This is a genomic window from Kordia sp. SMS9 (genome assembly GCF_003352465.1).
Taxonomy (GTDB): domain Bacteria; phylum Bacteroidota; class Bacteroidia; order Flavobacteriales; family Flavobacteriaceae; genus Kordia.
In genome coordinates this window covers 5,072,509-5,095,283 of record NZ_CP031153.1, presented here as the reverse complement: position 1 = coordinate 5,095,283, position 22,775 = coordinate 5,072,509, and the positions used below count along the sequence as shown (strand labels likewise).

20 protein-coding genes are annotated in these 22,775 nt (G+C 34.7%); 9 read left to right on the top strand and 11 right to left on the bottom strand.

Annotated elements, in window-relative coordinates; translation table 11 throughout:
- The first annotated feature begins 85 nt into the window (after positions 1-85).
- Complete coding sequence (locus KORDIASMS9_RS21565; RefSeq protein ID WP_114904837.1) at positions 86-1,444, top strand: HTTM domain-containing protein; 1,359 nt, start codon at positions 86-88, stop codon at positions 1,442-1,444.
- Positions 1,445-1,499: 55 nt separating this feature from the next.
- Here the strand turns inward: KORDIASMS9_RS21565 and KORDIASMS9_RS21560 are convergent, their stop codons facing one another.
- Complete coding sequence (locus KORDIASMS9_RS21560) at positions 1,500-2,261, bottom strand: DJ-1/PfpI family protein (protein ID WP_114904836.1); 762 nt, start codon at positions 2,259-2,261, stop codon at positions 1,500-1,502.
- 149 nt (positions 2,262-2,410) lie between these two features.
- On the opposite strand from KORDIASMS9_RS21560, the gene KORDIASMS9_RS21555 reads away from it, so the two are divergent.
- Positions 2,411-4,339, top strand: a complete 1,929-nt coding sequence (locus KORDIASMS9_RS21555; protein WP_114904835.1) for a CocE/NonD family hydrolase — start codon at positions 2,411-2,413, stop codon at positions 4,337-4,339.
- A gap of 510 nt (positions 4,340-4,849) precedes the next feature.
- On the opposite strand, the gene KORDIASMS9_RS21550 is transcribed toward KORDIASMS9_RS21555, so the two are convergent.
- The 9 genes from KORDIASMS9_RS21550 to KORDIASMS9_RS21510 form a co-directional block, all read right to left on the bottom strand.
- Positions 4,850-6,013 carry a sigma-54 dependent transcriptional regulator gene (locus tag KORDIASMS9_RS21550; protein WP_114905324.1) on the bottom strand — a complete coding sequence of 388 codons (1,164 nt, stop codon included), beginning with the start codon at positions 6,011-6,013 and terminating at the stop codon, positions 4,850-4,852.
- 1 nt (position 6,014) lies between these two features.
- Positions 6,015-6,848 (bottom strand): mechanosensitive ion channel family protein, encoded by an 834-nt coding sequence (locus tag KORDIASMS9_RS21545; RefSeq protein WP_114904834.1) that lies wholly within the window; start codon positions 6,846-6,848, stop codon positions 6,015-6,017.
- Positions 6,849-8,168 carry an ABC transporter permease gene (locus tag KORDIASMS9_RS21540; protein ID WP_114904833.1) on the bottom strand — a complete coding sequence of 440 codons (1,320 nt, stop codon included), beginning with the start codon at positions 8,166-8,168 and terminating at the stop codon, positions 6,849-6,851. It abuts the gene before it with no gap.
- 2 nt (positions 8,169-8,170) lie between these two features.
- The gene (locus KORDIASMS9_RS21535; protein ID WP_114904832.1) at positions 8,171-9,100 is read right to left on the bottom strand and encodes an ABC transporter ATP-binding protein; all 930 of its coding nucleotides are present in this window, start codon (positions 9,098-9,100) and stop codon (positions 8,171-8,173) included.
- 257 nt (positions 9,101-9,357) lie between these two features.
- A complete protein-coding gene (dnaJ, locus tag KORDIASMS9_RS21530) occupies positions 9,358-10,488 on the bottom strand; it encodes a molecular chaperone DnaJ (protein ID WP_114905323.1) in 1,131 nt (376 codons plus the stop codon).
- Positions 10,489-10,544: 56 nt separating this feature from the next.
- Positions 10,545-11,105 carry a nucleotide exchange factor GrpE gene (locus tag KORDIASMS9_RS21525; protein WP_114904831.1) on the bottom strand — a complete coding sequence of 187 codons (561 nt, stop codon included), beginning with the start codon at positions 11,103-11,105 and terminating at the stop codon, positions 10,545-10,547.
- Between the two features lie 323 nt (positions 11,106-11,428).
- A complete protein-coding gene (locus KORDIASMS9_RS21520; RefSeq protein ID WP_114904830.1) occupies positions 11,429-12,340 on the bottom strand; it encodes a TIGR01777 family oxidoreductase in 912 nt (303 codons plus the stop codon).
- 81 nt (positions 12,341-12,421) lie between these two features.
- Positions 12,422-13,099, bottom strand: a complete 678-nt coding sequence (gene mnmD / locus KORDIASMS9_RS21515) for a tRNA (5-methylaminomethyl-2-thiouridine)(34)-methyltransferase MnmD (RefSeq protein WP_114904829.1) — start codon at positions 13,097-13,099, stop codon at positions 12,422-12,424.
- 2 nt (positions 13,100-13,101) lie between these two features.
- Positions 13,102-13,614: a DUF4920 domain-containing protein gene (locus KORDIASMS9_RS21510; protein ID WP_114905322.1), complete on the bottom strand. Its 513-nt coding sequence runs from the start codon at positions 13,612-13,614 to the stop codon at positions 13,102-13,104.
- A 134-nt stretch (positions 13,615-13,748) separates the two neighbouring features.
- Here KORDIASMS9_RS21510 and KORDIASMS9_RS21505 point away from each other — a divergent pair, with 134 nt between their 5' ends.
- Positions 13,749-14,813, top strand: a complete 1,065-nt coding sequence (locus KORDIASMS9_RS21505; RefSeq protein ID WP_114904828.1) for a branched-chain amino acid aminotransferase — start codon at positions 13,749-13,751, stop codon at positions 14,811-14,813.
- 493 nt (positions 14,814-15,306) lie between these two features.
- Here the strand turns inward: KORDIASMS9_RS21505 and KORDIASMS9_RS21500 are convergent, their stop codons facing one another.
- Positions 15,307-15,693 (bottom strand): nucleoside triphosphate pyrophosphohydrolase family protein, encoded by a 387-nt coding sequence (locus KORDIASMS9_RS21500; protein ID WP_114904827.1) that lies wholly within the window; start codon positions 15,691-15,693, stop codon positions 15,307-15,309.
- Positions 15,694-15,837: 144 nt separating this feature from the next.
- Between KORDIASMS9_RS21500 and KORDIASMS9_RS21495 the strand changes: the two genes are divergently transcribed.
- From KORDIASMS9_RS21495 to KORDIASMS9_RS21470, 6 genes are all read left to right on the top strand, one after another.
- Complete coding sequence (locus tag KORDIASMS9_RS21495; RefSeq protein ID WP_114905321.1) at positions 15,838-16,026, top strand: hypothetical protein; 189 nt, start codon at positions 15,838-15,840, stop codon at positions 16,024-16,026.
- A 171-nt stretch (positions 16,027-16,197) separates the two neighbouring features.
- Positions 16,198-16,812, top strand: coding sequence for a response regulator transcription factor (locus tag KORDIASMS9_RS21490; RefSeq protein WP_114904826.1), 615 nt, complete (start codon positions 16,198-16,200; stop codon positions 16,810-16,812).
- A gap of 91 nt (positions 16,813-16,903) precedes the next feature.
- The gene (locus KORDIASMS9_RS21485; RefSeq protein WP_114904825.1) at positions 16,904-17,407 is read left to right on the top strand and encodes a hypothetical protein; all 504 of its coding nucleotides are present in this window, start codon (positions 16,904-16,906) and stop codon (positions 17,405-17,407) included.
- Positions 17,373-19,301 carry a sensor histidine kinase gene (locus tag KORDIASMS9_RS21480; protein ID WP_114904824.1) on the top strand — a complete coding sequence of 643 codons (1,929 nt, stop codon included), beginning with the start codon at positions 17,373-17,375 and terminating at the stop codon, positions 19,299-19,301. The genes KORDIASMS9_RS21485 and KORDIASMS9_RS21480 overlap by 35 nt, the downstream gene beginning before the upstream one ends.
- A 58-nt stretch (positions 19,302-19,359) precedes the next feature.
- Positions 19,360-20,151 (top strand): caspase family protein, encoded by a 792-nt coding sequence (locus KORDIASMS9_RS21475; protein WP_114904823.1) that lies wholly within the window; start codon positions 19,360-19,362, stop codon positions 20,149-20,151.
- 176 nt (positions 20,152-20,327) lie between these two features.
- A complete protein-coding gene (locus KORDIASMS9_RS21470) occupies positions 20,328-22,724 on the top strand; it encodes a hypothetical protein (RefSeq protein ID WP_114904822.1) in 2,397 nt (798 codons plus the stop codon).
- Positions 22,725-22,775 lie beyond the last annotated feature (51 nt).

The window sequence follows — 22,775 nt, the reverse complement described above, 5'->3', positions numbered from 1 at the left end:
GCAGACTACAAATTAATTTTTTAACTTTTTCAATTCCACTTTTACGGAAAATTGTATTTTAGGCAGCTAACAACACCAATCCATCATGAAGAATATTCAAAACCTCGTATTCAAACCCATTGATGTTTCTATTCTTGCCATATTTCGAATCTTTTTCGGAATGTTTATGGTATACCAAATGATTTATTATTATCAAATCGACTATACTTTTCAATTCATCTACGGTCCCGAAGTATTATTTCCATATCAAGGATTGGAGTTTTTAGAACCGTTTTCACTCGGAATTCTACAAGCAATTCACGCCGGATTGTTGATTTCAGCCATATTAATCACGCTCGGATTTTTATATAGATACGTGATGATTTTTTTCTTTTTTGGATTTTTCTATTTTTCGTTTGTAGACAAAACGCTGTATAACAATCATATCTATCTCATTGCGTTGATTGCTTTGGTGATGATATTTATGGATGCTGATAAAAAGTACAGTCTCCGTGCTAAATTTTCAAAGAAAAAACTGTCAAACCTAGTTCCTGCTTGGCAACAATACCTATTGACTTTTCTAATTTCGATTGTATATTTTTTTGGAGGAATTACCAAAATGTCTGACAATTGGTTGGAAAGTAATTTGGTCAGCTACACCATTGATCAAGCGCAGAGCAGTATTTTAACAAATCTTTTTCCGAAAGAAACACTAATCGTACTTATAAAATACGGAGGATTGGTATTTGATTTAAGCATCGCATTCCTTCTATTGTATAGAAAAACACGAAAACTCGGTGTGTTACTAGTCGTAATATTTAGTTACACCAACAATTCGATACTATTTGATGACATCGGAATTTTTCCATTTTTCATGATTTGCGCGACGATTTTATTTTTTGATAGCGCAAAAGTGGGGAACTATGTTGACAATATCTTTTCCAAAAAATCAGAAGAAAACACCGCAGAAATTGCTCAACAGCAATCACCAAAATTTAAAATACTTACTTTCATCTGTCTTGCTATTTTTGTGATATTTCAATTGGTATTTCCGTTCAGACATTTTCTATTCACGTCAAATCCTGAGTGGACAGGCGTCGCACAACGATTTTCTTGGAGAATGAAAATGCAGTCAAGAAACGTAACGCAATTTAATATGTCGCTAGTAGATCGAGAGACTTCTCAAAGGTTCAATTTGGATGGCACTTCTTTTGTGACCAAAAATCAATTCATGCACATGCCTGAAGATCCGTACACCTTTGTGCATTTAGCCAAATACATTAGTAAAAAGTTATACATTGAACGTGGTTTGGTCAATCCGATCATCAAAGCAGAATTGATGGTAGAATTTAACGGAATGCCCGCACAATACATGCTTGATCCAAGAATTGATCTCACAAAAGTAGATGAAAACAAACTCAAAGCACATCCGTGGATTCCAGCGTTTAACGGATATGAACAGTGAAAGTAAATTTAAAATTATAAATGTTGAATTTTACATTAAGACCAAGACCCAAAACCTACTCAACAATCGTATGCGGATATCCATCCAACGTCCAATCAATGACCAATCCGCCTGCTAAACTTTTTGCAATTTCCTTTCCATACAAATATTCACACAAGTACAACGCCGCTTCAAAAGATTTGGCGCCACCAGCGGAAGTAATATACTTTCCGTCATGAACAAACAACGTATGGTCTCTAATATCTAATTTCGGAAACATGTTGCGCATCTTTTCAATATCACTTGGAAACGTTGTAGACGCGACATCATCCAACAATCCTGCTTTTGCCAATACAAAGGCACCATCGCAATGTGACGTGACAAATTCCGCATCTTTTGCCACTTTTTGTACAAATGCAATCAGTTTTTCGTCTTCCAAATCGGTATCCAAATGATGTTCTGCACTCGGTACGACCAAAATGTCAATCGTGGGTAAACTATCTTTCAAATAATTGAAATCAGGCAGAATACGCATGCCTTCAAACGTAGTCACAGCTTCATCGGTATTAGCAACTGTAAATACATTCATCGCTTTAATATTTTCACGATATATCGTATGCTGAAAAATATCATACGGCGCAGTCAATTCCGTATTATACACGCCATCCATAATCAAAAATCCAACATTATACCGATTGGGTTCTAATGTAGGAAATTGCTTTTTAGAGGTACTTTCTTTCTCTATTTCTGTAGTGGAAGTCTTAGCTTCTTGCTTCCCATTCGTTTCACAACTCACAATACAAAGGATAAACGTTAAAATGGAGAGGATTTTTTTCATCAGTACACAATAGCGATTAATATTTTGTAAATTTAGCCATAAAAAAATACAAACTACAACCCAAAGAAATGATCCTTTGAATATTTTGAGACATACTTAAATTATTATTGGTGAATTCCGTCTGAAAAACCTAAAATCAAAAGCCACAGATGAAAACCCTTTTCAAACTCACCCTAATTCTCGCATTTTTATGCGTTTCCTGTACAAAAACTTCTAAAACAAATAAAGACACAGCAGCCGTTGAAGATACGTATGTTCAAGAACATTATGATAAACAGGAAGTTACGATTGCTATGCGCGACGGAATTAAACTGCATACCACGATTTACTCACCCAAAGATAAAAGTGAAACGTATCCAATTTTAATGATGCGAACGCCGTACAGTTGTCGCCCGTATGGTGAAGATAAATTCCGCAAAAAGATCGGGCCAAATGTACATTTAATGAAAGAAGGGAACATTGTTGTATACCAAGATGTCCGCGGTCGTTGGATGAGCGAAGGCATCTATGATAACATGCGCGCGTACATTCCAAACAAAACAGACAATACGCAAATTGATGAATCTTCTGATACGTATGATACGATTGATTGGTTGGTGAAAAATGTGGAAAATAACAATGGAAATGTAGGAACATGGGGAATTTCATATCCAGGGTTTTATGCAACCTATTCTACGATTGACGCACATCCTGCACTCAAAGCGGCTTCTCCACAAGCGTGTATTGGCGATTTCTTTTTTGACGATTTCCATCACAATGGCGCGTTTTTACTAAGTTATTTCAGAGCGGTTTCTTTATTTGGAACGATGAAAGATGTGCCAAAAGATTCTGCGTGGTACAAATTACCAGATTTAGGTACAAAAGATCAATACCAGTTTTTTTTAGATGCAGGACCGTTGAGCAATTTGAACAGTTATTTTGAATATGAAAAATTAGACAATGTCATTACGTCTAAATCAGATCAAGTAGATGATGTATTTTGGAAGGAAATCATTGATCATCCAAACTATGACAGCATTTGGAAACCAAAAGGACTCATTCAAAACTTAAAAAACATAAAATCTTCAGTTGCGACAATGATTGTCGGCGGATTTTTTGACGCAGAAGACTTATATGGACCTTTTGAAACCTATAAAACCATCGAGAAACACAATCCAGACAATTACAATACGATGGTTTTTGGACCGTGGGATCATGGAAAATGGGCGCGAACTGCGGTAAAAAATTATGTTGGAAACTACTATTTTGGCGATTCTATCTCACTAAACTTTCAGCGTGATGTAGAAACGAAATTTTTCAATCATTTCTTAAAGGGGAAAGGTGATAAAAATACAGGATTACCAGAAGCGTATGTGTTTGATACTGGAAAAAAATCTTGGAGCAGTTATGAAAATTGGCCACCAGAAAACGCACAGAAACAAGATATGTATTTGAGTGCAGATCAAGAATTGTCTACAACTCAACAAGGAAATACAAAAGAAATATTTGTGAGCGATTTAAAACGTCCAGTTCCGTATTCTGAAGATATCAAAACAGTATTTACGCCACGAAAATACATGACAGACGATCAGCGATTTGCGGCACGTCGTCCCGATGTATTAATTTTTGAAACGGAAGTGTTGGAAGAAGATTTTACCTTAGCGGGAGACATCATGGCGAAACTAAAAGTAGCCACCACAGGAACCGATGCCGATTGGATTGTAAAAGTAGTAGATGTACATCCGGCAGATGCTAAAGAACAGGAAGAAGGCATGCAAGATCACTTAAAAATGAGCAACTACCATCTGATGGTACGAAGCGAGGTAATGCGTGGGCGTTTCCGTAACAGTTTTGAAAACCCTGAACCATTTGTGCCTAACAAAAAGACGGCAGTAAATATCAAATTGCAAGATGTATATCACACCTTCAAAAAAGGACACAAAGTGCAAATTCAAGTGCAAAGTACGTGGTTTCCACTCATTGACTTAAATCCACAAACATTTGTGTCAAATATTTATAAAGCCACGGAAGAAGATTTCCAAAATCAAACGCATACGGTTTTTAATGATTCTAAAATTGAATTTACGGTTCTAAAATAGACTCGCTTTGCTGTTAGACTTGTTCCCGCAAAAGCAGAAACCTCTTAGATCGCTTTCGCTTTTAGAAGTAAGACCGTACTGACGCACTTTTAGATCGCTCGCTATTAGACTTGAAATTCTGTGGAAATGCTTTGTCATTAGTTTTCTAACAGAATTTCTAATGGTTTTTAGAACTTGACAAAGACCTAACACCAAAAACCTAATTTAGATACGCTTTGCTTTAGACTTGTTGTTGTGTAGTAGCAATTTCTTTGTATGCTCTTGTCATTCCTGCGTTTATGCTGAGCCTGTTGAAGTAAGGCAGGAATCTATTGTAATTTGACATTAAACGATTGAAAGATTTCTAAAATCATAAATCTGAAATCGTCAATCCAAAACGTCACTTTGAGTAAATTTGCAAAACAAATTTGTGTCGAGAAGTGCTTTGAAACGTCATTGACATATTTTCAAATCATCAAATTGAGACATAAAAAAATCAGCTTTTTACAGCTGATTTTTTTTATCCTTTTTCTATTTCGAAGCAAACAACTTCACATCTTGTTCAGTGACTTCGTTTCCTCCGAGAATGATCAAGCGTTCAATAACGTTTCTAAGTTCTCGTATGTTTCCTGTCCAATCGTATTCTTGTAGTAATTTGACGGCTTTGTCAGAAAACTTTTTTGGAGCGTTTCCTTGCTCGTTGGCAATTTTACCCGAAAAATGTTTAATTAATAACGGAATATCGTCTCTACGATCGTTCAACGCAGGAACTTTGATTAAAATGACTGCCAATCTGTGGTATAAATCTTCACGGAATTTTCCATCTTCAATTTCCTTTTTCAGATTTTTATTGGTTGCCGCAATCACACGAACATTGACTTTAATGTCTTTATCACTTCCCACACGTTGTACTCTGCTTTCTTGCAATGCACGCAACACTTTGGCTTGCGCAGACAAACTCATGTCTCCAATTTCATCCAAGAAAATTGTTCCGCCATTCGCAGCTTCAAATTTTCCAGCTCTGTCTTTATTGGCACTTGTAAACGCACCTTTTACGTGCCCAAACAATTCACTTTCTATCAATTCACTTGGAATTGCCGCACAGTTGACTTCAATCATCGGACCTTTACTGCGGTCACTTTTTTGATGTAACCAATGCGAAACCAATTCTTTTCCAGTTCCGTTTGGTCCTGTAATTAGGACACGTGCATCTGTTGGTGCCACTTTTTCAATAATATCTTTAATCTGTTGAATTGCGTCAGAGTTTCCGATCATTTCGTAATTCTTGCTGACTTTCTTTTTGAGACGTTTATTTTCAACAACCAATTCTTTTTTATCCAGCGCATTGCGAACCGTATTTAGCAACCGATTCAAATCTGGTGGTTTTGAAATATAATCAAAAGCGCCCAAACGCATGGTGTTTACAGCAGTATCCAAATCGCCATGCCCAGAAATCATCACAAAAGGTGTTTCTGGCTTGATCTTTTTGGCAGCTTCTAACACTTCTACACCGTCCATTTTTGGCATTTTAATATCACACAATACCAAATCGTAATCTTCTTTCTTAATCATTTCGATTCCTACCAATCCATCTTCCGCTTGCGATACTTCATACGTATCATTTTCTTCAGATAAAATTTTTACCAATACTCTTCGGATGGCAGATTCGTCTTCTATTACTAATATTTTAGGCATATTATTCTTTTTTTGAATTATATAAATGTACATCGCGTTGTGGGAACGGAATGGTTACATTGTGTTCTCTAAATAACCGATCGACCTCAAAACGCAACTCGCTTTGTACATGAAATGCAGTAAAGCTATTGTTGACTGTAAATATCAATTTAAAGTCCAACGAACTTTCCCCAAAGTTAGTAAAAAGCACAGTAGGTTCAGGCTTTTTTATCACTTCTTTATGATTGTCTGCGGCTTGAATTAAAAGTTTTTTTACCAATGCAACATCACTTCCATAGGCAACACCAACACTGATAGATTCTCGTGTGGTAATGCCGTTTTGCGTCCAGTTGTACAAACTATTGGTCAAATATAAATGATTGGGAATGATGAGTACTTTATTATCAATCGTAACCGCTCTAGTCGTTCGTAAATTGATTTCTTCTACACGTCCTACTTTGCCTTCTATTTCAATAATATCGCCCACATGCACGGTTTGATCAATCAGAATGAAAATTCCCGAAATGATATCTTGAAAAAGCGTTTGTAACGCCAATCCAATTCCAATCAGTAAAGCGGCAGAAGCTGCAAAAATTCCTGTCACATTCACACCGATGGCATTTAGCGTGACCAACATAATGATGAGATACGAAAACCAAGTTGCGTACGAAAACACACTTTTAAACTTCAGTTTGTTTTCATTGCGTAACTTTCGAGTCACGATACGTTGAAAGAGATTTAAAAATATTTTAGCCAATATCAACACCACGCAAAGGATCAAAATTCCTTTGACGCTTATTTCAACAGTATCTCCTAGTTGAAAAGAAGTATTTAGTATGTCGTTGAGTTTCTCCATTTAGTATTTTAACCACTTAAATATTTCCCTATAGCTTGGTTTTTTTCCATACATCAAAATTCCCACGCGGTAAATTTTAGAAGCAAACCAAACCGTTCCTGTAAAGGTAATATATAAAAGTACAACAGCGATTATTTGTTCCCAAATTGGTACGCCAAACGGAATTCGCATCAACATTACTACTGGTGAAGTAAATGGTATATAAGAGAATACCGTAGCAACGACTCCATGCGGATCTTCCAAGACGGTAAATCCACCAACATACACCGCTAATACCAACGGCATTAAAATCGGCATCATAAATTGCTGTGTATCTGTTTCATTATCAACAGCAGCACCAATGGCGGCATATAATGAACTGTACAATAAATAGCCTCCAATAAAAAAGATGAAAAATGCTGCCAATAAGTTGACAATTGGTAAACTATTGATCAATTCAGATATTTGAATTTGTAAGTTGATGTCTGCGCCTTGTACTAAGAATTCTTGCTGTTGTGCGGCTTGTGCACCTACCAAATCGAATCCGAATACGAAGCTGATGATGACTAATAAAATTCCTCCAAAAATGATCCACATTAAAAATTGGGTAATTCCTGCTAAAGATGTTCCAATGATTTTTCCCATCAAAAGTTGAATCGGTTTTACAGAAGAAATGATGATTTCAATAATACGATTCGTTTTTTCTTCAATGACACTACGCATGATCATGTTTCCATAAATGATGATGAACATAAACAGTAAATACCCAGCCGCAAATCCAAATCCAAGTTTGGCATAGTTGATAAACTTAGAGCTGCGTTCACCCGAAAATGTTTCTTGTCCGATCGTAACGTCCATTTTAGAACTTTTGACCAAATCGAGATCTACATTGTTTTTTGCCAATACTTCTTCGGTGAGTTTTTCATTCAGAATGCGTTCCAAGCGCGATATGAATTTTGACGAAGGCGAATCTTCCGAATAGAATCGTATTTGCTTAGCAATTTCTTCCGTAGAAGTCATTTTACGAATGTGTAACAAACCGTATTCTTCCGTTTCTTGTACTTGTTTTTTGGCTTCTTCTAAAGAAATATTGGGAAGAAAGTTGTAGGTTGTATTGGAATTTTTACTTGCTTTTTCAGTTTTGAATACTTCCGAAATTTTTCCGGTTTCATCCAAAATGGAAATTGTACGTTCTTTATTATTATTCAACTGTGTCAAATACACGATCAACGAAATAAGTCCGATAAAAATTAAAGGACTTAAAAAGGTCATGATGATAAACGACTTGTTTCTAACTTTCGTTAAATATTCTCTTTTGATAATTAGCGGTAAATGGTTCATGTCTAATTATTATTTTCTACGGTTTGAATGAATATATCGTTGACACTTGGAATGACTTCTACAAAGTGATTTACGTTTCCTTGTGTCGTTAAATAGGAGAGTAGCTCGTTTGCAGTAGTGCCATTTTGTAGTTGAATGTTGAGTTTTAAATCGTCATTGATCGATTTGAAATCAGCATCTGTAAGTTGAAACTTCTCATTTAGTACCGATCGCAATTGTTGATTGTTCGCGGAGCCAATTCCAACTTGATACGTATTGCTTTTGTATTGACGTTTGACATCAGTTAATTTTCCGTCTAATACTTTATTGGATTTGTGAATGAGCGCAATATGATCGCACAATTCTTCCACAGATTCCATTCGGTGAGTAGAAAAAATGACAGTAGCACCTTCATCACGCAATTGTAGAATTTCATCCTTAATTCGGTTGGCATTAATTGGATCGAATCCGCTAAACGGTTCATCAAAAATTAACAACTTCGGTTGATGCAACACGGTGACGACAAACTGTATTTTTTGCGCCATTCCTTTGGAAAGCTCTTGAATCTTCTTGTTCCACCAGTCTGAAATTTCAAATTTTTCAAACCAATATTTCAAGCGCATTTTGGCTTCCGATTTGCTCAAACCTTTCAATTGTGCCAAATACAAGGCTTGTTCGCCAACTTTCATCGACTTGTACAAACCACGTTCTTCGGGCATATAACCAATATCTTTAATGTGAAATTGTTGCAAGGCTTCACCATCAAGTAATACTTGTCCAGAATCGGGCGCAGTAATTTGGTTGATGATTCGAATTAAGGACGTTTTTCCAGCACCATTTGGTCCAAGCAATCCAAAGATACTTCCTTTGGGTACGTCAATGGAAACGTTGTTGAGTGCGGTATAGTCACCATATTTTTTTACGACGTTTTTCGCCTGTAGAATTGAACTCATAAAAAGTTTTTATATAGGTAATGATCTTGTGTATTTTGTTACAGCAAGTCGCAACATTCTAGCTGACACTTTGCTGATTGCTTTGCAGCGAACGTAGTTTCACTTGTAATCTCCATAAAGTCAAACTATTATAAAACAAAACCCACCCTTAATATGATCAAGGATGGGAAAAAATTGCTATGAAAAAGAAAAAATTACTAGCTGGTTTCAGCCAGTAACTTATCAAAGATAGTTTTTTTTTCGTAATAGCAAAAGAATTACGAAAACATGTCTTTGACTTTTTCAAAAAATGACTTATCACTTTTCTCTGGATTTGGCACAAAATTTTCCTCTGTGGCCATTTTTTCAAAGAAATTTTTCTGTTCTTTCGTCAACGTTTTTGGCGTCCAAACATTGATGTGCACTAGCAAATCGCCTTTTCCGTATCCGTTGATGCTCGGGATTCCTTTTCCGCGCAAGCGTAATATTTTTCCTGACTGAACTCCCGAATCAATTTTTATGCGAACTTTTCCTGTTACCGTGTCAATTTCCGTAGAAGTTCCTAAAGCAGCCTCTGAAAAGCTGATGTATAAATCGTAATGCAAGTTGTCGCCTTCACGTTTTAAGCGATCGTGTTCTTTTTCTTCAATTACGACAAGTAAATCTCCAGAAATTCCATTTCCGGGTGCTTCATTTCCTTTTCCAGACACTTTTAATTGCATGCCTTCTACAACTCCTGCAGGAATTTTGATAGAAACGGTTTCTTCTTTCGTCAACATTCCTTGTCCATCGGCGCCTGCTGGTCGTTTATCTATCACTTGTCCGGCTCCGTTACAAGTACTACAGGTCGTAGATGTTTGCATGCGTCCTAGAATCGTGTTGGTAATTCGTGTCATTTGACCAGAACCATTACACGTTTCACAGGTTTTGTAGCTTACGCCTGGCGCTTGTACTTTTCTGCGAACTTTTACTTTTTTCTCAACGCCGTTGGCAATTTCTTCAAGCGTTAACTTTAATCGAATTTTTAAACTGCTTCCTTTTACACGTCGTTGTCTTCCGCCGCCGCCGAAACCGCTGAATCCGCCGCCGCCGCCAAATGCACCGCCAAAAATATCACCAAATTGACTGAAAATATCGTCCATATTCATGCCGCCACCAAAACCGCCGCCGCCGAAACCGCCACCGTTTTCAAAGGCTGCATGACCGTACTGATCGTAGCGTGCACGTTTATTTTCGTCACTCAATACTTCATAGGCTTCTGCTGCTTTTTTAAACATTTCTTCCGCTTGCTTGTCATCTGGATTTTTATCTGGATGATATTGAATTGCTTTTTTGCGGTATGCTTTTTTGATTTCAGCTGCCGAAGCTCCTTTACTTATTCCTAATATTTCGTAATAATCTTGTTTCATTTTTTTCAACTTGTGTTAAAAGGTCGTTTCGTTGCGGGAACAACACAAAAACGTTTTTATTGTCCTACAACTACTTTTGGATATCGGATGATTTTTTCACCAAGTGTATATCCTTTTTCAATCACATCAATGATTTTTCCTTTCATATCATCTGAAGGTGCAGGAATTTGTGTGATGGCTTCGTGATCTTCTGCATCAAAAGTATCACCTGCTTTTACAGTCATTGGCTCTAGTCCTTTTGTTTTTAAAGTTTCTTTGAGTTTATTGCTGATCAATTCGACTCCTTTTTTCAAATCTTGTACTTCTTTATCATCGATTTTAGCAATTTCTGCCAAAGCTCTATCAAAATCGTCCAACACTGGCAACATGGCAACTAAAATGTCTTTCCCTGCTGTTTTAAAGAGTTCAACGCGTTCTTTGCTCGTTCTTCTTTTATAATTTTCAAATTCAGCAAACAGACGTAAAAATTTGTCTTTTTCTTTTCCTAGTTCTTCTTGTAATTTTTCTTCAGTAGATAGTTCTTCTACTGTATTTTCAGTAGTTTCAGCCGCTTTTGCTTCTTTATTTGCAGCTATTGGTTGTTCTTTTTCTACGGTATTTTCCTTTTTTTTGCTCATGGTATATGTCCAAAAAATTAATGATTCGTTTTTAAGTTGGCAAAAGTACTGCCAATTATGGAAAAATGTCAAAATGTCACACAAAATATTTTTAAATAGTTCCGCAACAAAACTTGCGCGTATTTTTATGTTTACTTCTCGTTAATTTCTAAGACCGTTTGAAAAGATAGATTCATTGAACCGAACTTTCATGCAGCACACAGCCGAAGTATGATTCGGTTTTTCATAACAGTTGAAAGCTGGCTTGATGAGGTTTTGGATACATTTTGGTAACCTCAGTGTGAAAACCCAAAATGATGTGTTTTACAACTTTTTAGCTAGTTTTATTTTTTGAGTAAATTCTCCAATGCAGGTGTAAGTTCTGGAAATGTAAAGTTGAAATTTGTGTGTTCTATTTTTTCAGAATTTACTTGCTGACTCGAAAAGAGCAGTGTGCTCATTTCGCCTAACATCAATTTCATTACAAATTTTGGAATGTTTGGTAGAAAGAATGGTTTGTTTAAAACACTTGCGATTTCTTTAGTAAGAAGTTTGTTTGTGGTCGGATTTGGTCCCACGCCATTATACACTCCAGTAATTTGATTGGTGAGTACATGTAGATACATGCGTGCAATGTCGTCAATGTGAATCCAAGATTGCCATTGTTTTCCTGAGCCCATAGCGGCACCAACACCAAATTTGACAGGTTTTGCCATTTCTACTAATACGCCACCTTTTTCAGAAAGTACCAAACCTGTTCTGAGAATCGTCACAGGAATTTCTAAGGATTTGAATTGATTGGCGTGTAATTCCCATTGTTTGACTACTTTTCCCAAGAAGTCATTGGATTCTTTTTCGGTGTCTTCTGTATAATTTTCTGTGAGTGAACTTGGATAAATGGCAGTTCCGGAAGCGGAAACATAGTGTTTTATGGTGTGATTTTTCGCGTTTCGCAATGCTTTGAAAATGATATTTGCTGTATCTACGCGACTGTTCATGATTTCTTGTTTGTACGTTTCTGTCCAGCGTTTGGCAATGTTGGCTCCAGAAAGATTTACGATGGCATCTACACCTTCGAAGCAGGTTTCATCAATTTCGCCTTCTGCGGGATTCCAAAGAAAACCTTTGTTATTTTCGGATTGTTCAATTTTGCTTTTGCGCGTAGTTAAGTAATGTACTTGATGATTTTCTCGCAAACAAAGCTCCGTTAGTGCCGAACCGATCAATCCTGTTGCTCCGCAGATTAGTATTTTCATCGCAATTAAGTTTTCTTTTTCACTGTAAAAATACGTTAAAAAGAACAGATATAGTAATTACGTTTTTTTTAATCTTAATTATTAGTCAATTTTTGTAGCGCGAAGCATTTCACGTTTGCCTGGCGGTCCGGGAAGTCGTTCTGTTTGAAAACCAACTTCTTGCATGGCTCTGCGGACACTTCCTTTGGCAGCATATGTTACTAAAACACCTTTGTGTTGCAGTGCATTGTACATTTTTTGAAAGATGTCAACAGTCCACAATTCAGGTTGTACACGTGCGCCAAACGCATCAAAGTAGATGAGGTTGAATTTTTCTTGATCGTCAATTTGATCAAAGAATTGTTGGCGTTTGGTGAGTTTGAAGTTTTCGGATAGCAGCGTTTCTTCTTCCCAATTGCAAGTGTGCATTTGGTTATATGTAGCCGATTCGTGCTCCGCTTTTAACTGCTGGATGTAGTTTAACTGAGATACTTCTGCGGAAGCGACCGGATAGGCTTCAACGCCAGTATAATTAATAGTAAAATTGTGTTTTTTACTTTCCAGAAAGGTCATAAAAGCATTCAATCCTGTGCCAAAACCCATTTCGAGAATGTGAATTTGCGCAGGATTGAACGTATTTTGTAAGTAATGCAGTCCTGTTTGTATAAAAACGTGTGCTGCTTCTTGAATGGCACCGTGAGTAGAATGATATTGTTCATTCCAATCTTCCAGATGAATGGTGGTAGATCCATCTTTGGTGGTGATAATTTTGCGTTTCAAACTTAGTTTTTCAATAAAACTCCGTCTGCTACAAACGAAAGTGTCTTTTTTGGTTCCGTAATTTTAGCAATTTCTTCTGCTGATTTTCCAGCGTCTTCTGCATAGTGCTTCAATTCGTCTACCGAAGTTTCTTGTACAAATGCTTTTCCATTTACAATAACATCACCAGTTGCATCGAGTGGCATGAAGAATCCGTAGTCTTTAAATTTAACCATGACTTCTTTTTCATCTTCTAAGCTTAAACGCATCCAGCATCCTTTTTTAGAGCACACCGAATTGATTTTTGATGTGAATTTTACATCTAAGGTATCGCCCACTTTTAGGTTGTTGTATTCTGCATTGATTTGCTCGGCAGTTAATACGTCTGTTGCGTCAATTTTTTCACCAAAAGAAGCATACGCCATTTCAGGAGCTTTTGTTTCTTGTTTCGTTTCGGTAGTTTTCTCGTTTGTTTTAGCATCTTTACAAGCAAACATGATGGTTGCTGCGACTATCAAAAATACAATTTTCTTCATTTTTATTAAATTTTTCTTAAAGTTATGGTGTTTTTGTTGTGAATCTTCAAAATGTATCAACGAAATTTTGTTGAAAACTAAGATTCTTTTAAAGCTATTTATTTGTACCTTTGCACAAAATTAAGAATTAAATGATGAGTGACCTTCCTATTGATCTAAAAATTTCTAAAGTTTCTGAGAGTAGCATCCAACATGTTGATTTTGACAACTTAACGTTTGGAAAAGTTTTTACCGATCACATGTTTGAGTGCGACTATGTTGATGGTGCTTGGCAGACACCTGAAATTAAGCCATATCAACCACTCACTATTGATCCTTCGGCGCGTGTTTTTCATTACGGACAAGCTGTTTTTGAAGGCATGAAAGCGTTTAAAGATGACAACGATCAGATTTGGATGTTTCGTCCGGAAGATAATTTTAATCGTATTAATAAGTCGTCGCATCGTATGGCGATTCCGCATTTCCCAAAAGAATTTTTCTTTGAAGGGTTGACGCAGTTGTTGCGTATGGAAAAGGATTGGATTCAGAAAGGAAAAGGAAATTCATTATATATTCGTCCGTTTGTGATTGCTACGGAGCCTGCAATTTCTGCTTCTCCATCAAGTACCTATAAGTTTATGATTATTTGTTCGCCAGCGCAATCGTATTACGCAGGTGAAGTAAAAGTTTTGTTTGCAGAGAAATTTAGTCGCGCTGCCGATGGTGGTGTTGGTTTTGCAAAGGCTGCAGGAAATTATGGTGCACAGTTTTATCCAACCAGTTTGGCACATGCCAAAGGATATCAGCAAATTATTTGGACAGATGCGAGTACGCATGATTATTTGGAAGAAGCAGGAACGATGAATATTTTCTTTAGAGTAGGAGATACGTTGTTAACGGCGCCTACAAATGATCGTATTTTGGATGGAATCACGCGAAAGAGTGTCATTCAGCTTGCCAAAGATAATGGAATTGATATTGAGATACGTCGCGTTTCCGTTGCTGAGATTAAAGAAGCAGCTACAAACGGATCGTTGAAAGAGATTTTTGGTGCGGGAACTGCTGCGGTGATCAATCCGATTGCAGGATTTGAGCATGCAGGTGATGAGTTTACATTGCCAAAATTAGAGAATTCGTATGCATCTTTCTTCAAAGAAAAACTGATGAACATTCAGTATAATGTTTCTGAAGATCCGCATGGTTGGCGTTTTGAAGTTTAAATTTTTTTAGACTTCTTGAATTGTTAGAAAAAGTTAGATTATTAGACTTTTAGATATATGAAAAAGTGACTCAAAAAGTCACTTTTTTAATTGTATGTTTATTTTTTCGTCATCTTGAACTTGATTCAATATCTCATAGCAGTGAAAATTTTTAACTTCAAAGTACTTTTCGCTACAACGAATCTGAGATTCGCCATTCGAAGTGACGTGCAGTTTTTGTCAATTCGTTGCTTTGTTTTTTGAAGTGCTAGGATATTTCTAGTATCAAAGTACTTCTCGATACAATTTTTTTCATTTCATTTCGACTACGCTCAATGTAAACATTCCAAAAAACTACTCGAAGTGACGTGTAGTGTTTTGCCAATTTTGTTCATTTTAACTCACAACTAACGAATTGTCTTGTTTTTGTTATTCTTCTGTTGCATGTCAGGAATTTCACTTTGAAACTTCTCAATTCTCAATACTAATAACTCAATACTAATATAGCTCAATTCTACTGTTGTAAAATCTTAGCGATATCTGGTTTGAAATAGTTTGGACCTTTGAGTACTTTTCCATCTTCACGATAGATAGGTTTTCCGTCTGCTCCGAGTTTGCTCATGTTGCTGCGTTGTATTTCTTCGAACACTTCTACAATCTTGTCTTGCATTCCGTGTTCGATGATCGTTCCACAGAGAATGTATAGCATATCGCCCAAAGCATCAGCCACTTCGACTAAATCGTCATTTTCGGCGGCTTCAAGGTATTCTTCATTTTCTTCGCGCATGAGTTTGTAGCGGAGTAGGTTTCTTTTTGCTCCGATGTTGGCAGTTGGTGTATGTTTGATTCCCAAACCAAACGCTTCATGAAATTCTGTAACGGCTTCTATTCTTCTTTTCAAAATGGTACTGTTTTTAGCGAATTAAGAGTGGAAATATACTTGATTATTTAGCTTGTTTTTGCGTGATTGCTATTTTATTTTGAAACTTTTATTAACAACGTTTGCGGTTTAATTCGTAATTTTGTCAAAACTAAAATTCGCGTTATGTTTACGACAGGTCAGTTGATTTTTGCTGCTTTTTTTGTGATTGTTTTTACCGTAATTATGGTGTATGCATATCGAAAAGATTTGAAGCTTCACCGACGTTATTACAAGGGAAGTTTATGGGTTTTATTGGTTTTTATTCTCTTCATTGTTACCATCGTAGTCATTAAAAAATTCATTGTATCGTAAATTTTGTTTGTTTTCTTGCGGTCATTTTTTGTAAATTGTAAGAAAACTAACTACAAACCACCAAATATAAATACGTTTATTACAGTATTTTACTGCGATAGGATTCCCAAATCGTTCTATTTATATTTAAGAGTGCATATAGTTTGTTTGTAATTTTTAGCACCCTAAGATATGATTACAGTCGCTATTGCAGAAGATCATCAAGCATTGATTGATGGTATCCTTTCGTATTTGGAATACGAAGAAGATATTGCTATTGTTGGGCATGCCAATGATGGTGAAGCTTTACTCAAAATTGTTAGACATAAACAACCCAAAGTTGTCATTTGTGATATCAGAATGCCCAAAATGGATGGCATTGTGGCAACGCGTCAGATTAAAAAAGAATTTCCACATATTCAAGTATTGGCGTTTACGATGTATGACCAAGATAATGCGGTGCAGCAAATGTTGGATGCAGGTGCGACGGGTTATATTTTGAAGAATTCGCCTTTGAAAGTTGTTTTGGAAGCTATTTATGCACTTTCGGAACACAAAACGTACTATGATGCCAAGTTGAATATTGAGCAGGTTTCTAAGAACAGTTCCAAATCTATTTTGTCACGCCGCGAAAAGGAGATTTTGGCACTCATTGCACAGCGAAAGACTTCTAAAGAAATTGCAGATTTACTATTCATTTCAAAATCTACCATAGATACACATCGTAAAAACATGATTCAGAAGCTACAATTAAAAGGAGCCAATGAGTTGTTGGGCTATGCTATTGATCGGAAATATGCTTTTTAGGATGAGGGATTTTTTAGAATACCTATTGTTGGGTAATTCAAGATTACATTTTTTTTTTGATTTTTGATAAATAATCAAACAGAAATATATAATGGAAGAAAATTTTAGAATCAAATTAAGACTATCAGAAGATAGAGAGTATCAGTTAATACACAAAGAAGTATTTTTAGCTGAATATCAAGATGGTACTGATATTAAAAAGCGAATTGTAGATTTATCATTGTGGATGAAATTGATTTATCACAAGAAGAGAAAAAAAATTAAACGCATTAAATTTTATCTTAGAAAAGATGTTGAATTGGATGAGAAATTTGAAAAAACAGAAAATATTGCATTAGGAATTAAAAAGATAACATACAAAACAGGTAGTAATGATGATGATCATCAATTTATAACAGAAATTGTTGTTAATGATGGAGAGTTTGATGAATACTATGTACTTCCAAGAGCTGAGAAAAAGAAGATTGATGACTTCATTGACTTAGACGTACTAGACAGTAAAATAATAGCAGACAAACTAACATCTTACGAAGAAGAAAGTGAAGGTGATAAATCCAAATATGGAGGACATATATGTAAATCGAAAATATTTTAATTTTTGGCAATACTTTTTCCTAATTACATTCCTTTCAACAAGCTTTATTTCTTGTCAAAAAAAAGAAGTGAAGCTTATTGATAGGAATATTCATGCATACATTCTTCATATAAAAAATGAAAGGTTGCATGAAGCTTTTAAAATTATTAATATCACTACCGATTCTATTGTAAAAAAGGAATTAAAACATCATTATAATTTTTTAACACAAACGAATAATGAGTTACATGATTCGATTAAAGAATTGGACAAGGAACTTTCTTTCATTAATACTGTTAAATTACCTAGTTCAGTTCGTTCACTTGCTTTCATAAATAAAGGTGATTTTTATATTGGAGTAAATAATCTCGATTCTCATATTTCTTTTGAAAATTATGTCTTAGCATACAAAGAAGCAAAAAAAAATAATGACACAATTTTAATATGTGAGTCATTAAAAAAAATTCTATTCACACTTTATAAAAATAGTGAATCAGACTCGTCTACCTGTAAAAAGTATATTGATGTCTATAAAAACTTCATCTATGATGCTACCGAAAATACTTTTTATAATTTTTATTACAACGATCATTTGGGATACACTACTAGTACTTCAAGAATTAAAGAGTTAAAAAAAGTACTTAAAGAAAGTAAAACGATTAAAAATACATTTATCAAAGGTAAAATTTGCCAATTGATAGGAATTCATTATAATTATTTTGATCATAATCAAGATAGTTCTCTTGTGTACAATAATAAGGCGATCAAATATTACAGCTCAAATACAAATAATTTAAATAAAATTGAATTACATGGTATTTACAACAATATAGGAATGCTTAAGCAAGAGAGTGATACTTTGTCAGAAGCAGTTTACTATTTTTACAAAGCACTCAAAATTGAGTTGCCAAAGAATAGATTTCTTGAAAAAGAAAAAGTAAATGGGCAACTATCAGAACTTTTTGAACAGCGAAATATGGCAGACAGTGCTTTGTATTATTTGAAACAAAAAATTAAATATTCAGACATTTTAGCGGAACATCAAAAAGCAATTTCAATCATAGACATTAATACTCGTTATGAAACGGCAGAGAAGGATAAGGAAATAATAGCAGCAAAATTGAAAAGCACTAAAAAGACAAACCAACTTATTATCTCATTGGCAATACTTTTTATCGTAATTATTTCTGCCTATTTGTTACAAAAGAATACCCGAAAAAAACAACTGTTTGCAGAACAGGCTCAAGACTTGGAAGCTCAAAAGGTAAAAAGTCTTTTACAAGAACAAGAATTAGCAAGTATAGATGCTATGATTGCTGGACAAGAAAAAGAACGGCAGCGTATTGCTGAAGATTTACATGATGATCTTGGAGGATTGATGGCTACAATTAATTTACATATAGAAAATGTTAGTTCAGGAAACAATCCAAACGCACTTGATAAAACAAAAGTATTATTAAATGAAGCATACGAAAAAATTCGTAATATTTCTCATGTGCGTAATGCTGGTGTAATGGCTAACAAAGGATTGTTAGTCGCTGTGAAAAACATGGCTCAAAAAGTAAACGATTCTAATAAAATACATATCGAAGTGATTGATTTTGGGCTAAACGAACGTCTGGAAAATTCACTAGAACTGTCTCTTTTTAGAATCATTCAAGAATTAATAACTAATATTATAAAACACGCAGAAGCTTCAAAAGCAACTATTCAATTAACTCAACATAATTATAGCTTAAATATCATTGTAGAAGACAATGGCAAAGGTTTCAACCTACAAAAAAAATCACAAGGAATTGGGCTCCATAACATCAAACAACGTATTGAGCATCTAAAAGGTGAAATTAAAATTGATAGTACACATATGAAAGGAGCTACTATTATTGTTGACATTCCATATATAAAAAATACCTAATCCTAGGTATACTTTGACGCTGTTATAAATTTTAGGTTTGTTCAAAATTATATACATTATGAAAGGATATGCAATAAATATTGGACTTAACACGACTTCACTAAGAGGTTTTAAAAAATTAACACATGCAGAAACAGATGCTGAATTTATGAATAAGATTGCGATAGATTTCGGGTATAACAATAAGTTACTTACCAAAGGTGAAGCAACAGTTAAAAATTTTAAAAATAAACTCAATGAGTATAAAAAAGTTATTAAACCTGGAGACATTCTTTTCATATCATTTTCAGGACATGGACATCGCAAGCTAAATGTTGGTCCTGTTGAATTAAACGAATACATGGATGGTTATTGGTGCTTTCGTAAAAAGGCACTGCTTGATGATGAGTTAAAAGTATTGTTATCTCAATTTAAAAAAGGAATTCGAATACTTGTTATTTCAGATAGCTGTTTTAGTGCTAGTATGGTCGGTAAAATGAATCGCAAAGCAAACTTTAGAACCATGGTTAATTCAAAAATAAATTTTATGTACTTTTTGAGTTCAAAAATTATAACAAAAGCTATTCAAGAATCTGTAAAACGTAATGATAGCAATCAAAAAACAGAAATAGAAGAAACAATACAAGCTTCAGTGTTATTACTTGCTGCCTGCGAAAAAAATAAATATGCCAAAGATGGAGCCTTAACACAAGCACTAAAAAACGTTTGGAATAATGATTTTAAAGGAAACTATATTGAATTACATCGCAAATTAGTTAAAGAACTAGAATCCATCCAAAGACCACAATTAGAAAGTTATGGAACGAAGGATTCTAATTTCGACCATCAAATTCCTTTTACTATAAAATAAAATGCAATATAAGATCTTTGCTTTATGTTTTATATGAGATATCGGAACCACAATCGTCATCGATATTCCCTTACACTCTTAAATACTGCAAACACAAAAAATACCTATAGATGTGTATTTTCGCTTTACAAAAAAAGTTTTACATTTATACAAAATAACTACAACCACTAATACCCATGAAATCATTCTCATTACTTTTCTTAGGATTTTTCTGTGTTTTTCAACTTTCAGCGCAAGAAATTCCTGAAGATCAATTTATTCCGCAACTAGAAGCAAAGCAAAAAGCATTGTATGAATTGGTAGATAAAAAAGATAGTCTTGTAATTCAACTTTCTAATCTTTCAAGAGCCATAGAAAACATACAAGATGAAGCAGAACGAGCTACAAGAAGCAGTGAAAAAACAACTCTTGAAAATAGCATTAAAGAATTAGATACTGAAATCGTTGAAAAATGTGATGAATACAGAGAATATCATACATTATTAAAAAAATATCAAAATGTGTCAGATGAATTTTTAGCGAAGTATAAAGTTAGAATTTGTCAAATATATACTGCCGATAGACCGCAAGAAGAAGTTACTGAAGTCAAAATTGAAAGCTACCAAAAAGAACTAAAAGCTAGAAATGATTCGATTGAAAAGCTGGTAGATAAAAAATTTGCAAACGACAAAGCCGTTGCTTTACTCGAAGGAGAAATCACTAAGCTTGAAAATGAATTAAGTTCTTCCATACTTGAAAGTGCGGGTCGCAATGAGAAACAAAAAGAGCTTACCGCGAAAAAAAATGATAAGAAAAAATTAGTTGCAGATACTGAAATTGTCGTGACAAATATCACAGATTCATGTAAAAAGTTTGAGCAATATAAGACGTATTTAAAAGATTTTGAAAACGTGACCGATGCTGATTTGGCGAAGTACAAAAGTAGAAGTTGTCTACTATTTGAAGAAAAAGATTTAGATCCTGAAAAGTTCATCATTGTAGGAGATAATGAACCGATAAAAAAAGAAGAATTACTCAGCAATAAAAACGCTCAAAATGTACTTAAAGATGTATTTAGTATTGATAGCAAAACGAATTTAGGAACGTTTGAAATCCCAGGAGATGAAGCATTTATTAATTTTTACATAAGTGTAGCTAATGTAGATAATGTTGCTAAAATGGAAGGGTATGAAGTCAATAAAAATAGTGGTGTAAAAACAAAATATAAAGGTGATAGTCATGCAATAAGTATTAAAGAGTACTATTCGTTAAGAAGTGGTTTGACAAAAGAAAACACAGATTCATCAACAAATAATAACAATGGGGAAGAAACGCCTGCTATTAACCTTGGAGGAGGAGATGATAGTGTTTTCAAGCGTAGAACTAAAGCAAAGAAACTTCAAGAACAACAACCAAAAAACACCGCTACCACAGTTACAGGAGAACTACTTGTTCATGGTGGTGCTTTGTTTAAGTCAATTCAAATTGAATTACGTGAAGGCGGAATTGTAGATACACGTGTCGTTTTTCTATCTAAGGATAAAAAAACTGAATTTTACTTTGAAGGCAGATATCCAGTGAGTATCTTAAATTACACCCTTAAATCCAAAGAGAGTTATATCGCTTTTTCTCATTATGTAAATCTTGATGGAAATCACATTTATGATGAAAGTATTCTTGAAAAACTTATAATTAGGTATGTAGATGTGTTGGATTACCATCCAAATGCAGGAAGTAATTATGTGCCTGACGATGTAGCTTATAAATTTCCTTCAAATGACGACAAAGAAGCTAAAATAAAAGATAGAAGATCGTATCAAGTCATTAATAACAATCATTTACAAAATGTATTGGACTTACGTGCGTATACAGATTTACTAGGTTTATTTTCAGATGAAGACAATGGATTGTTTCAAATAGAAGGGAAAGCCGATTTTTTTGTGAATCCGTTCAATGTAAAAAGAGAAGCATTATATTTCTTGAAAAAAATATCTCCGTATGTACGTTATTCAAGATTTGATGATGATACAGGTTTTGTACAAGCTGCTCTAGATAGTGTGATAGTAGCAAATGATACCATCACACAATATTTACTTACTGATAGCAAATTATCATTACTAGAAAGATCAAATCTAGAAATGGGTTTAAATGTAAATCTTACCAATTTTAGACTATTTAAAGAATCTCCCGTTTGGACTTCCTTTTATTTGCCACTCAGTTACAATGTTACAAAAGTACGAACCGATGTAGCTGTTGAAGATAATGATGCAAACTATAAAGTGTTTGGTTTTGGTTTGGGAGTAGACTTTGAAATTCGCCGTTTTAACAATTTTGGATTGAACGCTGGACTTGAATTAAAAGGCTATTCATTTATTGGAGATTATTCAGAATTTAGTCTTGTAGAACCAGGATACCTAAAAACACTAACTGCCAATGCAGAAATATTTTACTATCCTGGAGAAGATCGGTCAAACTCAATATTTCTTCGAATGAGAAGTATAAGAGATGTAGGCTCTGGCGCAGGCGATGCGTTCTTTCAACTTCAAGTTGGATACCGATTTACACTTGGCGTTGGCGCGATAAAAGCAAGATAATACATCATTTTATTAGTTTTTCTGGCAATTTTTGTGAATTAGATGCGTTAT

Bases quoted from the DNA above. Each gene is read 5' to 3' on its own strand.
- KORDIASMS9_RS21565 (WP_114904837.1), top strand. From the start codon at position 86: ATGAAGAATATTCAAAACCTCGTATTCAAACCCATTGATGTTTCTATT.
- KORDIASMS9_RS21560 (WP_114904836.1), bottom strand. From the start codon at position 2,261: ATGAAAAAAATCCTCTCCATTTTAACGTTTATCCTTTGTATTGTGAGT.
- KORDIASMS9_RS21555 (WP_114904835.1), top strand. From the start codon at position 2,411: ATGAAAACCCTTTTCAAACTCACCCTAATTCTCGCATTTTTATGCGTT.
- KORDIASMS9_RS21550 (WP_114905324.1), bottom strand. From the start codon at position 6,013: ATGCCTAAAATATTAGTAATAGAAGACGAATCTGCCATCCGAAGAGTA.
- KORDIASMS9_RS21545 (WP_114904834.1), bottom strand. From the start codon at position 6,848: ATGGAGAAACTCAACGACATACTAAATACTTCTTTTCAACTAGGAGAT.
- KORDIASMS9_RS21540 (WP_114904833.1), bottom strand. From the start codon at position 8,168: ATGAACCATTTACCGCTAATTATCAAAAGAGAATATTTAACGAAAGTT.
- KORDIASMS9_RS21535 (WP_114904832.1), bottom strand. From the start codon at position 9,100: ATGAGTTCAATTCTACAGGCGAAAAACGTCGTAAAAAAATATGGTGAC.
- dnaJ (WP_114905323.1), bottom strand. From the start codon at position 10,488: ATGAAACAAGATTATTACGAAATATTAGGAATAAGTAAAGGAGCTTCG.
- KORDIASMS9_RS21525 (WP_114904831.1), bottom strand. From the start codon at position 11,105: ATGAGCAAAAAAAAGGAAAATACCGTAGAAAAAGAACAACCAATAGCT.
- KORDIASMS9_RS21520 (WP_114904830.1), bottom strand. From the start codon at position 12,340: ATGAAAATACTAATCTGCGGAGCAACAGGATTGATCGGTTCGGCACTA.
- KORDIASMS9_RS21510 (WP_114905322.1), bottom strand. From the start codon at position 13,614: ATGAAGAAAATTGTATTTTTGATAGTCGCAGCAACCATCATGTTTGCT.
- KORDIASMS9_RS21505 (WP_114904828.1), top strand. From the start codon at position 13,749: ATGAGTGACCTTCCTATTGATCTAAAAATTTCTAAAGTTTCTGAGAGT.
- KORDIASMS9_RS21495 (WP_114905321.1), top strand. From the start codon at position 15,838: ATGTTTACGACAGGTCAGTTGATTTTTGCTGCTTTTTTTGTGATTGTT.
- KORDIASMS9_RS21490 (WP_114904826.1), top strand. From the start codon at position 16,198: ATGATTACAGTCGCTATTGCAGAAGATCATCAAGCATTGATTGATGGT.
- KORDIASMS9_RS21485 (WP_114904825.1), top strand. From the start codon at position 16,904: ATGGAAGAAAATTTTAGAATCAAATTAAGACTATCAGAAGATAGAGAG.
- KORDIASMS9_RS21480 (WP_114904824.1), top strand. From the start codon at position 17,373: ATGGAGGACATATATGTAAATCGAAAATATTTTAATTTTTGGCAATAC.
- KORDIASMS9_RS21475 (WP_114904823.1), top strand. From the start codon at position 19,360: ATGAAAGGATATGCAATAAATATTGGACTTAACACGACTTCACTAAGA.
- KORDIASMS9_RS21470 (WP_114904822.1), top strand. From the start codon at position 20,328: ATGAAATCATTCTCATTACTTTTCTTAGGATTTTTCTGTGTTTTTCAA.